The 12,703-nt window shown below is 45.2% G+C and carries 12 protein-coding genes; all 12 read right to left on the bottom strand.

Features of this window, described 5'->3' with window-relative positions; all coding sequences use genetic code 11:
• Positions 1–160: 160 nt before the first annotated feature.
• Positions 161–1,057: a shikimate dehydrogenase gene (aroE, locus tag RYL27_RS08275; protein WP_314966492.1), complete on the bottom strand. Its 897-nt coding sequence runs from the start codon at positions 1,055–1,057 to the stop codon at positions 161–163.
• Between the two features lie 160 nt (positions 1,058–1,217).
• Positions 1,218–1,934 carry a YoaK family protein gene (locus RYL27_RS08270; protein ID WP_314966490.1) on the bottom strand — a complete coding sequence of 239 codons (717 nt, stop codon included), beginning with the start codon at positions 1,932–1,934 and terminating at the stop codon, positions 1,218–1,220.
• Positions 1,927–2,676 (bottom strand): 23S rRNA (guanosine(2251)-2'-O)-methyltransferase RlmB, encoded by a 750-nt coding sequence (gene rlmB, locus RYL27_RS08265; protein WP_314637136.1) that lies wholly within the window; start codon positions 2,674–2,676, stop codon positions 1,927–1,929. The genes RYL27_RS08270 and rlmB overlap by 8 nt, the downstream gene beginning before the upstream one ends.
• A gap of 150 nt (positions 2,677–2,826) precedes the next feature.
• Positions 2,827–3,339 (bottom strand): ribonuclease III domain-containing protein, encoded by a 513-nt coding sequence (locus RYL27_RS08260; RefSeq protein ID WP_314966489.1) that lies wholly within the window; start codon positions 3,337–3,339, stop codon positions 2,827–2,829.
• A 41-nt stretch (positions 3,340–3,380) separates the two neighbouring features.
• Positions 3,381–4,787: a cysteine--tRNA ligase gene (cysS, locus tag RYL27_RS08255; RefSeq protein ID WP_314966488.1), complete on the bottom strand. Its 1,407-nt coding sequence runs from the start codon at positions 4,785–4,787 to the stop codon at positions 3,381–3,383.
• Between the two features lie 83 nt (positions 4,788–4,870).
• Positions 4,871–5,041 carry a DUF1016 N-terminal domain-containing protein gene (locus RYL27_RS08250; RefSeq protein ID WP_331667057.1) on the bottom strand — a complete coding sequence of 57 codons (171 nt, stop codon included), beginning with the start codon at positions 5,039–5,041 and terminating at the stop codon, positions 4,871–4,873.
• A 60-nt stretch (positions 5,042–5,101) separates the two neighbouring features.
• A complete protein-coding gene (locus RYL27_RS08245; protein ID WP_314966486.1) occupies positions 5,102–6,601 on the bottom strand; it encodes a S1C family serine protease in 1,500 nt (499 codons plus the stop codon).
• Positions 6,602–6,792: 191 nt separating this feature from the next.
• Positions 6,793–7,266 (bottom strand): 2-C-methyl-D-erythritol 2,4-cyclodiphosphate synthase, encoded by a 474-nt coding sequence (ispF, locus tag RYL27_RS08240; RefSeq protein WP_183684535.1) that lies wholly within the window; start codon positions 7,264–7,266, stop codon positions 6,793–6,795.
• Positions 7,267–7,312: 46 nt separating this feature from the next.
• On the bottom strand, positions 7,313–8,347 hold the full coding sequence (locus tag RYL27_RS08235) for a diacylglycerol/lipid kinase family protein (RefSeq protein WP_314346607.1): 1,035 nt from the start codon (positions 8,345–8,347) through the stop codon (positions 7,313–7,315).
• 44 nt (positions 8,348–8,391) lie between these two features.
• Positions 8,392–10,224, bottom strand: coding sequence for a S41 family peptidase (locus RYL27_RS08230; RefSeq protein WP_314966484.1), 1,833 nt, complete (start codon positions 10,222–10,224; stop codon positions 8,392–8,394).
• 125 nt (positions 10,225–10,349) lie between these two features.
• On the bottom strand, positions 10,350–11,438 hold the full coding sequence (locus tag RYL27_RS08225) for a PucR family transcriptional regulator (protein WP_007156767.1): 1,089 nt from the start codon (positions 11,436–11,438) through the stop codon (positions 10,350–10,352).
• Positions 11,439–11,668: 230 nt separating this feature from the next.
• The coding region (locus RYL27_RS08220; protein WP_314966482.1) for an ABC transporter ATP-binding protein at positions 11,669–12,703 on the bottom strand (1,035 nt) is incomplete at its 5' end.

Here is a 12,703-nt window from a genome sequence, read left to right as displayed (position 1 = left end):
ATAGCTTTGTGATACGGGGTAATCTGAGCCCGTGGGTACTTGCGAAAAACGAAGGCACTGAAGTTTTTCGCTTAGTACCCCTACGAGGCGATGTTAGCGAGAGCGTGCCCCGTGTACAAAGCTATACTGCAGAAAAGCAATAACATAATTGTTTTACTCTCTATCCTTCTCTTTCTTTGACCTTTGATTCCAAAAGAGCATAGACCTCTCCTTCCGGAAAGTCTTTTCCGGTCCATAGCCGGAAGGACTCCGCCCCTTGATAAAAGAGCATGGGTAAGCCGTTCATATAAGCTAATCCCTGTTCCTTTGCCTGCTGTAAAAGTTTCGTTTCCGAGGGATGGTAAATACAGTCTGCTACAAATAGTCCCTTATGAAGCCAGCGACTATCCTCTACCAGGGAACAGACCTCTTTCATCCCTACGGAACTGGCATTCACCAGGATATCACTGCTCCCGCAGGCTTCTTCCAAATCCCTTTCCAGACTTTTTAAAGAAATCTTTCTTCCGGATTCCTTTTCGCATCGTTCTACAAAGTCTTCGTACTTTCCCTTACTCGCTTCTCGAACCAATACTTCTATTTCCGAAAGCTCTGTTCCGATGCCATAGCTAAGGATGGCCTTTCCGGCACCTCCTAATCCTAAAAGACTGAGCTTCTTTCCTTTTAAAGCAAGTCCCTTTGCTTCCAATCCCCGAAAGAAGCCTTTACCATCGGTACTGTGCCCCTCAATCTCTCCATTATCCCGGAAGACCAAGGTATTGACCGAATGGGCAAGTCTTGCTTCCTTGGAAATGCTGTCACAAAGGGGAATCACCGCCTCCTTTAAGGGCATGGTGAGGTTACAGCCTTGCAGCTTCATTTTCCGAAAAACGGGTAATGTGCCCGGTAAATCCTCCTTTTGTAAATCAAAGGCAAGATAGCGGGCATTGATTCCCAACAAGCGGAAGGCTTCGTTATGCATGGCAGGAGAAAGGCTATGCTCCACCGGACTGCCCAAAAGGCCGAAAAGTCCGGTTCTTCCGTCAATTTCCCAACAATTTTCTTCTCTACAAGCGCTCATTGGCCCTACTTTCTTTTCCTTCCTCTTCATTCTATCTTTTTTGTTCTTCCTTTAGCTTCTATCTTCTTTTATCTCGTTTTATATCTTGCTTTATCTTGCTTTATCTTGCTTTATCTTGCTTTATCTTCTTCGTTCGTCCTTTATCTTTTTATCTCTTCTTTTATCTGCCTTGTTCTTCCTTTAGCTTTTTTGCTCTCTCTTCATAGCTTTTATTGTCCAAATGTAGTTTGGCCCAGAGAAAGAGATGCAATATCGTCATTCCGAAAATGCAGTAAAGTCCGAAAACCTTTGACAAAAGCACCGCCGCCAAAACACCGGAAGCGAAGGCAAGAATCATCAGGCCGTGTCTCTTCGCAAGTCTGGCGGATTCTTCATTTTTGAAAAATAAGGCTTGGGTAAGATGACTTCCCATTTGCCGGATATGGTTGGTGCAGAAGGTGGTGGCCATGGGAATTCCCTCCGCTTTTCGGAAAATATTGAACTGCATGGCACAGATAAAGCTTAAGCTTAATTGACATAACTGATCCGGCCAACTCGCCGGCATCAGCCCCACAAGGAAGCAAACCAACGACTCAAAAAGGAGAATTTTCTCTTCAAAATCTCTCTTCTTTAGATTTTTATGGTTTTGCCCAATATACTCCGATAAAATCACACCTAGCATATAGGCGGTAAAGGGAGCCAAAGAATACAGGGCTCTCCCCCATTTTCCCTTTCCCAAAGACAACATCATGATGACAAGATTGGCCGTCTGGGCATTGGCAAACACCTGTCCTCTAAGACTGTAAGTATATCCACCATAAAAGCCCCCCGAAAATATCAGGAGGGCAAAAAACCAAAGCTTTTCATGAATTTTCCAGGTTGCCTTAACTTTATCCATTTTGCAACAGCCTCTGTCTTACAATTTCATAAGCCAAAACACCGCAGGCCACGGAAGCATTGAGGGAATCCAGCTCTCCCTTCATGGGAATGGAGGCCTGCATATCACAAGTTTCCTTTACCAGACGAGAAACCCCTTCCCCTTCATTTCCCAGTACCAATCCAATTGAACCGGTCAGGTTCAGCTTATACATGCTTTCCCCACGCATGTCTCCGCAGACAAACCACATCCCTTCTTTCTTCAGCTCTTCCATGGTCTGCACCAGATTGGTCACCTTACAAACCTTGGTATAATTCAGGGCTCCGGCGCTGGTTCTGGCTACGGTTGCGGTTAGGCCTACCGCTCTTCTTTTCGGAATAATCACCCCATGGGCTCCCGCAAGATTTGCGGTACGAATCATTGCCCCCAGATTATGGGGATCCTCGATTCCATCCAACAGAAAGAAAAAAGGCGCTTCTCCCTTATCCTTCGCCACCTGTAATAAATCCTCCAAGGGCGCATATTCATAGGCGGAAAGATAAGCAATAACGCCCTGGTGCGTTTCTCCTGAGGACATCTCATCCAAACGGGATTTCTTCACAAAATCAATCACCAAATCCTGCTTCTTCGCCTCTCGAAGAATACTTAAAATAGGGCCGTCCTTTAAACCGTCCTGAATAAACAGGCGGTCAATGGTCTTTCCGGCACGAAAGGCCTCCAGCACCGGGTTTCTGCCGATTAGGGTATATCCCTCTTCTCTCATCCTCTTCCTCTTTCCTACTTCTTCCTATTTCTATGCTCTGACACTTTATAAGTGCTTTTCTATATAGCTTTTCTATATAGCTTTTCTATATAACTTTTCTATATAACTTTTCTATATAGCTTTTCTATATGGCTTTCTTTATAACTTTACTTATTCCTTGGCTTCATTCTCTGCCAGTAAATGCTCCAATCCCTTCTCCACCAGGCTAATCAGTCTGGAAATCTTTCCGGCATAATAAAGATAGCCTAAAAATGCCTCAAATCCGGTGGCTCTCCGATAATCCGTAATGCTGGAGTTTTTGGAGTGGCTTTGGGACTTATGGTTTCTGGCTCTTCGATAAACGGAAAGCTCCTCTTCCGTTAAAAGCTTTTCTTCTATTAAATATCCCATCAAATCCGACTGGGCCTTGGCACAAACCAGCTTGGTCTTTCTGCTGTTTACCCGATTCAGGTTTTCCTGATATCTTCTGCAAAGGAAATCTCGCACCCGAAAATCATAGATGGAGTCCCCTACGTAGGCTAAAGCCAAAGGGGATAAGTTCGGAGCTTCATCGAAGGCACCTTGTTTCTCCATGGATAAGGTATCTTCCAAAAGCTCTTCCACCATAGCACATTCAGCTTGCGCCTCTGAAGAGCCTGTCTTCTTAGCACTTCGACTCTCCATTTCGCTCTCCTGAAAGCTTAGATTCTCTAAACTTTCTGCCATTAAATCTTCTGCCATTCCACACCGTTTCTTGTATCCTTCAACTGAATACCCATGGCCAAAAGCTCGTCACGAATCTGATCCGCTTTAGCAAAATCCTTGTTCTTTCTGGCATCCTGTCTTTGCTGAATCAAAGCTTCCACCTTGGCGCCAAGCTCCTCTTCTTTCTTCTCGGTACGAATACCAAGAACTCCCATCAAGGTTTCCAGCTTCTGTAGCAGAGCTTCGCCGTAGGCCTTGGAGGAATGTTCCTCCACAGTGGCATTGGCAAGACGTACCAGCTCAAAAATCTGGGTAATCGCATCCGCTGTATTTAAGTCGTCTTCCATCTTCTCGGAGAAAATTGCTTCATAGCTTTCGGCAGTTTTCACATTTCCCTCTTCTTCCTTGGAAAATGCCTTCTCCTCCAAACGAGGAATCAAATCCTGCAAACGCCAAATCGCCGTAAGAATTCTTCCCAAAGAAGTCTTAGCAGCTTCCATTAAATCCTTTGAGAAATTCAGTGGACTACGATAATGAGCGGAAAGCATATAGAAACGAAGCACCATAGGATCAAACTGGGATGTAACATCTCTTACGGTAAAGAAATTTCCCAAGGACTTGGACATCTTCTTATTGTCAATGTTGATAAAAGCATTGTGCATCCAGTAACGGGCAAATTGCTCGCCGTGAGCCGCCTCGTACTGGGCAATTTCATTCTCATGGTGGGGGAAGACAAGGTCCTCTCCGCCGGCATGAATATCCAAAGCACCCCCGCAATATTTCGGTGCCATAACACAGCACTCGGTATGCCAGCCCGGACGTCCCTCGCTCCATGGGGAATTCCAGTAAGGCTCTCCCATCTTCTTGGGCTTCCAAAGTACGAAGTCCGTGGGGCTTTTCTTCTCCTCTTCTCCGGAGACTTTCAGTTCGCGAAGACCGGAACGGAGATCTTCCATATTCTTATGAGACAACTTTCCATAGGAAGGAAATGCAGTGGTGTCATAGTACACCGTACCGTCCACCGGATAAGCAAAGCCCTTCTTTACCAGCACATCAATGAGATTCACCATTCCCTGAATTTCTTCCGTTGCCTTGGGATGGGCGGTAGCCTCCATAATATTCAGATCCGACATGTCCTTTTCCACTTCGGAGATGTAGCGCTCGGTGATGGAAGAGCAATCTGTGCCTTCGTCCATGGCAGTCTTAATAATCTTGTCGTCCACATCCGTGTAGTTGGAGACATAGCAAACCTTATAGCCCTTATATTCCATAAAACGACGGAATGTGTCGAATACAATCATAGGACGGGCATTTCCGATATGAATTAAATTATAAACCGTGGGGCCGCAGACATACATCCGAATCTTCCCCTCTTCAATGGGGACAAACTCTTCTTTTTGCTTCGACATGGTATTATAAATTTTCATTTTCTTGCTTCCTTTCTACGAAGACAATCTTCTCATAAATGAGGACAAATATGGTTTTAGTGTATAGTTTTTCCCACAGTTCGTCAAGAAATGCAGGGAAATAATTGACGTTTTAGTTCTCTTACAGACCAATTAGCATTCTCTGTTTCTTTCTCATAAAAGCTACGCTTGTCATTATCTTCTATAGATAAAAGTTCTAAATAATGTGACCAAGTTAATTTTCCAGACAGCGTCTGGAAAATTGGATATGCCAAAAGTAAAAAGAGATAGTCTTTTGAACCATCTCTTTTTGAAGAAAACTTTATTTATCCCAATTATCTCTTATACTCATTAAAGAAATCCTGGAACTGCTTATAAAAATCCTCTTCCTCCTTGGATCTTCTCTGCTTTCCCTTGGATTTTCCTTCTTGCTCCTTGGATGGTGCGGAGCTTTCCCCATTGTCCCCGGAATTTCCTTCCGGTGCATTTTCCTGAGGAGCCTCTCCTTGAGAATTACCGCCTTGCTGTTGCTCTCCGGAGGATGCTGAGCCGTTAGATGTTTCGTAATCTGTTGCGTTGGCTTTTCCAAGGGTAACGTGTACTTGTACTTCGTTGTACTTACCGCTGCCATCCTGACGCATTACGGTTAAAGTAACATCTTCTCCTATACGATACTTGGAGAGAAGGGACTTCAAATCTGCGGTAGTAGCAATGCCCTGTCCGTCCAGCTTGGTAATAATATCTCTTTCCTGGAGCTCACTGTTCTGTGCTCCGGTATCCTCTAGGATTTTAAAGATATATACGCCCTTAGGCATTGCAAAGCTTTCTGCGGTCTGGGCATCAATATTCTTCACCTGTACCCCCAGCACTCCCTGCTCTTCCTTGGGAACATCCTCCCTGGTGGCCAGAGTGGAAAGGGATTTCAAAATGCTTTCCGCCTTGGAGGATGGGATGGAATAGCCCATACCCTCTACATCCGTGTCGGAGTACTTGGCCACATTGATACCGATTAATTCTCCCTGCATATTCAGAAGAGCTCCGCCGGAATTACCGGGGTTGATAGCCGCATCCGTCTGTAATAATCCCTCTGCGGTTCCGTCTTCCGTCTCCACGTCTCTATCCTTTGCGGAAATGATTCCCTTGGTTACGGATTGACCATATCCTAAAGCATTTCCGATGGCTACTACCTGGTCTCCCACCTCCATAGCATCGGAGGAACCGATTTCAATCACTTTAATCTTATCTCTGGTTTCCTGAGACAAGTCTGAAAGCTTCACGGAAACAAGAGCTAAATCCACCGTGGCATCGGTACCCTTCACCTGAGCCTTGGCGGTACTGTCGTCAATGAAGCTTACGGTTAAGGAATTGGAGTCCTGAATCACGTGATTATTGGTGGCAATCAAAAGTTCCGTTTCATTCTTTCCAACGATGACACCAGAACCGCTGGCAGGATACTCTGTTTCTCTCTGGATATCCCCGAAGATGGAAAAACCGTTTTCCTGATAACGCATCATATTGGTAATAGCTACAACGGAAGGCATAGCCTCCTTAGCCACCTGACTGACAGAGCCGGAATCCGCCTGCACCACCGTCTTTTCCTTCTCTACATCGGAAGCGCTGGTCTTTTTCTCCTGCTTTTCTTTCTGCTTTTCTTCCTTGGATTCCTGAGTACTGTCTTGCTTCGAATTCGTCTCATTATCCTGAGAAAGCTCTCCTTCCGCCAGAATATGATAAATCCCATTGGATTGAGCAAGGTAATTGATGCCCACCATACAAGTTCCGGCAATCACTCCGAAAAGCAAAGCCGAAAAGACTATCCCCATAAAACGTTTCATCTCTTCTCCCCCTTAAAACATTTTCCCGTTAAAAATATTGCAGAAAAACACTATCTTCCGCCTACTGAAACATTATCTTATATAAAAAATATCTCTTTATTCTAAAGAGATATTGTGTTCAATTTGTGACAATGCATAAAACTTCCGAAGAACTTTTCTTTTCCGAGAATTCCCTTCATTTTACCATAGTTTTAACGGTTTTCCAAAAGGACAATGGCCTTCGCCGCAATCCCCTCGCCCCTTCCGGTAAAGCCCAAGCCTTCCTCCGTTGTGGCTTTCACGGAAATCTGTCCTCTTTCACAATGAAGTGCCCTGGCGATGCATTCTTCCATCTCCGGAATATAATTCTTGATTTTCGGTCTTTCCAGTAGGATACAAATGTCTGCATTTCCCAGAGTATAGCCCTTCTCCTGTACCAAAGCATAAGCCTTTTCCAAAAGCAGGACGGAAGAAATTCCCTTATAGCGTTCCTCCGTATCCGGAAAATGTCTTCCGATATCTCCAAGAGCTGCTGCCCCCAGGATGGCATCGGTTAAAGCGTGCAGCACCACATCCGCGTCGGAATGTCCCAAAAGTCCCTTTTCATAAGGAATCTTTACCCCGGCAAGAATCAAGTCTCTTCCTTCCACCAGCCTATGTACGTCATAACCCAGCCCAACTCTCATTTTCCCTTTCCTTTCCCTAAGACCTTTTCTCTTCTTCCCATCTGTTTTAAATTTGCAGCCGCAATCTTCCGGGCATACAGGAAATGGAGAGATCCTTTTGTTTTCCCAAGGATTCTCCATCCACATGGAAGGCCACCTCCTGCTCCAAATGAATCTCCATCTTCTTAAACCGGTAGCAATGCACCCCGGGAAGACTTTTATGCTTTCCGAAAAGTGCCGCAAACATAATGTAAAGCAATCGCAGCTTTTTCTTGGTGCTGACCAAGCATAAATCCAGGACGCCATCTTCTCCGGAAGCTCCACATCCCAAGGCATAGCCGGATTCATAGGGATGATTATGGATGGACAAAAAGAGGATATGCTGGAATTCCACTCGTTCTTCTCCATCCAGGAGAATACTTCCTTTGATTTTCTTTGCCCGTTTTAATTCTTTCACAAAAGCATAAAAATAGGAAAGAGCCTTGGAACGAATCCTCTGTTTTTCTTTGGGGCAAATGCTGCAACCCATACTGAGCAGCTCCTGCAGGACAGCTGCCTCAAAGCCCAGTCCCACACTGACCACAAAACGTCTGTGTCCTCTTTCTCCCTCTACAATGCCGTAATCTACTTTTCGCTCTTCCTTGGCAAAAAGGGCAGAAAGACTTTCCGGAATCTTATAGCCCTTTTGCAGTGCTCTGGCAAAGTCGTTGTCCCTATGTACCGGCAAAAAGGAAATCGGGAAGGAATTGTTGTCCAGCATAGCCCCGTCAATCACTTCATTTAAGGTGCCTGTTCCGCCGATGACACAAATCCTATCCTCTATAGAGACAGCTTTTGCTTCTCTGTTCCTTTCTCCGGAATAATCTCTATGAATCTCTTGTTGGGTTTCTTTAGGATTTTCTCCGGTGATTTCTCTATGATTTTCTTTATTGATTTCTCTGGTGATTTCTCTGGCAAAGAGTCTGGCATCTCCCTGTTTTTCCGTAAAGAAAACGGAAAAGCCTTCTTCTCCCAACAAAGACTTTCCTTCTTCCTTCATTTTCTCCCAAAGTCGTAACCCCATTCCCTGTCCCGCTCGGGGATTAACGATAAAAAATACCATGCCTCACCATCCATTACTGTTCATCTTCTGATGAACTGAGTATATCATGGGCTGTTTTTATCGTGTATAAAATTAATATAAAGACTCTCTGCTGCTTTTCTTAATTGCAGGTCTTTTGTTCTGTCCCGAAGATAAGTGAATTGATCCGCCTCCGGCATTTCCACCGTAAGATCCGGTGTAATTCCCTTCTTGTGGATGTTTCGTCCTGCCGGCGTAAAGTAGTAATGGGTGGTAAACTCCACCGCAGATCCGTCCGGGAAGCTTCGTACCGTCTGCACAATACCCTTTCCGTAAGACTGGGTTCCGAAAACCCAGGCTCTGTCATAATCCTGCATGGTTCCTGCAAAAAGCTCCGAAGCGGAGGCGGAGTTTTGATTCATTAAAATGATGATGGGCAGATCCACTTCGTGTCCGTCCTTGGCATACCAGTCCTTTCCCTTTCCCCACTTATCTTCCGTATAAAGAAGAAGGGTCTTATCCTTTTCAAATTGGCGATTGGGGTTGGGAGTGACTTCCAGGACGGAGGGGGAAGCGCTTTCGCCACCGTACTGTGTGTTACTCCCTTCTGTACCGGTAGCCTGCGCATTGCTTGTTTCAGGACTGTTCTCCTGCGTTTGTAAAGGCCGGCTGTCCTTTCTCTTCGGCTTCTGCAAATGATCCGGCAGAAAGTAATCCAGCAGTTTGGTTGCCGTTTCCACGTCACCCCCCGGATTTCCTCGTAGATCGATAATCAAAGCCTTCTTCTTTCCGTCAATATCGGATTCATACTGGGAAATGAAGGAATCCACCGCCTCCATATAGAAGCCCCTTAAGGAAAGGTAACCGATATCTCCAGGCTGTAAGCTTGCTAAGACACCCGTGCCGGCATCAGTCTGCTTTTCGCCGCCATTATGTGACACTGTTTCGTTTTGCTGTTCTGCGCCGCTTTGTGCATCCACTACGGCCTGCTGTTCTGCATCGCCAAGCTTTAACATCTCTGCCACATCCCCGACTTCCGAGCCGGGAATGACCACCTCACCTCTGGTAATCCGCAGAGTGACTTCCTCACCGTTTCGATTTACCACCATTTCCAAAGAGCTTCCCGCCAAACCCTGAATCAGATTCTCCACAATATAGTTTAGGCTAAGGCTTTCCACGGAAATGCCGTCCACCTTCAGCACAATGTCTCCCGCCAAAAGACCTGCCTTTTCCGCAGGAGATCCGGGATAAACATACTCTACCAAGGGGCCGCCTTCCTTTTCGGATACCGCCGCACCGATTCCTTTGTATATTCCCTTTTGACGATTTCTGGTCTCCTCTATCTCTTCCTTTGTATAGTAAGCAGCATAGGGATCCTCTTGCAGAAGGCTTGTCAAAAAGCCCTTGTAAATCATCTCCTCCGCATCTTTTCCATTTTCCTGATAAAGGTAGCTGTCCGTCAGCAAATCCTGAATCTTCCTAAGCTTCTCCGTAACTCTTGGAAGGTTAATGGACTCCAAGTTCTCCAGATTGGAGTCGGAAAGGGTGGAAGAACTGGCCGCTCCATTATGAATGGCCTGATTTTCTTGTCTTTTTGGAAATCCGAAGAAATAAAAATAGCACAAAAGCGCACCAAGAACAAAGGAAAGGGTAAAGCACAGGAAGAAAAATACCACTCCCTTCCAAAGCCCTTTTATATTCTGTTCCGGCTCAGCTTTCTGCACTTCCTCCGTTTCCATCCTCGATGTCTCTATCCGTGCTTCCTCCGTCTCCGGCCCCCATGTCTCTATCCGCGCTTCCTCCTTCTCCGGCCCCGATGTCTCTGTCCGCACTTCTTCCGGTCCCAACTCCAATGCTTCTTTCTCGGGTTCCTGCCTTGATTCCTCTTCCCTCAAATGCTTCTCCTCATTTGCGTCCATCTATTTCTCCTAACTGCCTTTTCACTCCATTTCAGAAACGAGATATCGCACACTACGCGTGCGATACTCGTTAAGAATAAACGCCAAAAGCTATTCAGCTCTTGGCGTTCTTGGGAAAATCTGCTTTAAAAATCAAGAGTTTCCATATACTTCATATATTTTACAACCATGAGGGCAATCTTGAAGGTAATGGCGTCATCAAAGACTCTTAAATCCAGCCCTGTGGAACGATCCAGCTTATCCAACCGATACACTAAGGTATTTCTATGGATATACAACTGTCTGGAAGTCTCGGACACATTCAGATTGTTCTCGAAGAACTTGTTAATGGTGGACAGAGTTTCCTCATCGAAATCATCCGGGGAAACGTCCGTAAAGATTTCCTTAATAAACATCTTACAAAGAGGAATCGGCAACTGATAAATCAAACGACCGATACCAAGGGCATTGTAAGCAATAATCTCCTTGTCCACAAAGAAAATCTTTCCTACCTCCAGAGCCATCTTAGCTTCCTTATAGGAACGGGAAACTTCCTTAATCTCGTTCACAATGGTACCGTAGGAAATCTTTGCTGAAAGCATAAGCTCGGAAGACAGCATATCCATCATGCTCTCCGCAACCTTCTGCACCTGCTTATAATCATCCTCCGGAGCAAGCTCCTTCACCACGATAATGTTCTTCTCATCTACCGCGGTCACAAAATCCTTGGGCTCGGAAGAGAAGAAGCTCTTTAAAGCCTCCTGTGCGGAACCGTCCAGGTTGTCCTTGGCCTCTACCATATACACTACACGACGAACGCCCACTTCGATATGAAGCTTCTTCGCCCGGTTATAAATATCTACCAGAAGCAAGTTGTCTAAAAGAAGGTTCTTAATAAAATTGTCCTTATCGAACTTCTCACGGTATGCCACTAAAAGAGTCTGAATCTGTAATACGGCAAGCTTTCCTACCATATATACATCATCCGTATCTCCATGGGCAATCAGAACATATTCCAGCTGGTGCTCATCAAAAATCTTAAAAAACTGGAAGCCTCCCGCTGCCTGGGAATCCGCCTGGGACGCCGCAAAAGAGACGACCATCTCGGATACATCCCTATCCTCTTGGAAAGTTGTGGCTAATACTTTTCCGTCAATGTCTGCAATGGCAATATCCAGTCTGGCGATTCCCTTTAAGGAATCAATTGTACTTTGCAAAACCTGATTTGAAATCATCTCTACTCCATTCTTTCATGAACTACACCGGGGGGAAGAATGCAGCCTTTCCAATCACGTCTCAACCTTATCTCTTCTCCCGACCTTATCGTTTTTCCCCATTACTATAATCAGTTTATTTCCAATTTTCAAGCATTTTAAAAAAAGACAGGGAAAGAAAAGTTCTTTTCCTGTCTTTTTTACCAGTTTTTCAGAAAACTTTTATTGCTTTTCTACAAAGCCAAATTCTCTTAGTTGGTAATAGTCTGCTCTGTTTCCTTATCGAAAATATGAATCTTGTTCTCATCCAAAGCAAAGCGAACGGTATCTCCTGTTCTTGCCTTGGTCTTGGGATTCACTCTTGCGGTCCAAGAAGCATCTCCGATATCGAAGTAGAGTAAGGTCTCCGCTCCGAGCATCTCGTATACACGAATTTCTGCGGAAATCACGGACTGTCCATGCTGAGAAAGATAATCTTCCTCGTCATGTAAGTCTTCAGGACGAATTCCTAATGTGACAGTCTTTCCGATATAGCCCTTATCCTTTAAAGCAGCTGCTTTCTTTTCATTTAAGGTGATGGTGTTTCCTGCAAAGCTTAACTTTACAGCGCCGCCCTCTTCTGTGCACTCCGCATCAATCATGTTCATCTGGGGAGATCCGATAAATCCTGCTACGAACTTGTTGCAGGGGGTATCGTAAAGGTTCTCCGGAGTATCTACCTGCTGAATATAACCGTCCTTCAAAACTACGATTCTGGTTCCCAGTGTCATAGCCTCGGTCTGGTCATGGGTTACATAGATGATGGTAGTCTCTAAGGACTTGTGGAGCTTTGCAATCTCTACACGCATCTGTGCCCTTAACTTTGCATCCAGGTTGGAAAGAGGTTCATCCATCAGGAATACCTTCGGACGACGAACGATGGCACGTCCCATAGCCACACGCTGTCTCTGTCCTCCGGAAAGAGCCTTAGGCTTTCTGTCCAGCAAGTGCTCAAGATCCAAAATTCTTGCAGCTTCATGCACCTTCTTATCGATTTCATCCTTTGGTACTTTTCTAAGCTTCAGTCCGAAGGCCATGTTATCGTATACAGTCATATGAGGATATAATGCATAGTTCTGGAAAACCATGGCAATGTCTCTATCCTTCGGTTCTACATCATTCATTCTCTTTCCGTCGATGAAAAGGTCTCCGGAGCTGATGTCTTCCAGTCCTGCCACCATACGAAGGGTAGTAGACTTACCGCATCCTGAAGGTCCTACGAAAATGATAATTTGATTATCTTCAAT

The organism is Oribacterium sinus (assembly GCF_963537195.1).
GTDB classification, from domain to species: Bacteria; Bacillota; Clostridia; order Lachnospirales; family Lachnospiraceae; genus Oribacterium; species Oribacterium sinus_A.
This window is presented reverse-complemented; position numbering and strand designations above follow the sequence as displayed.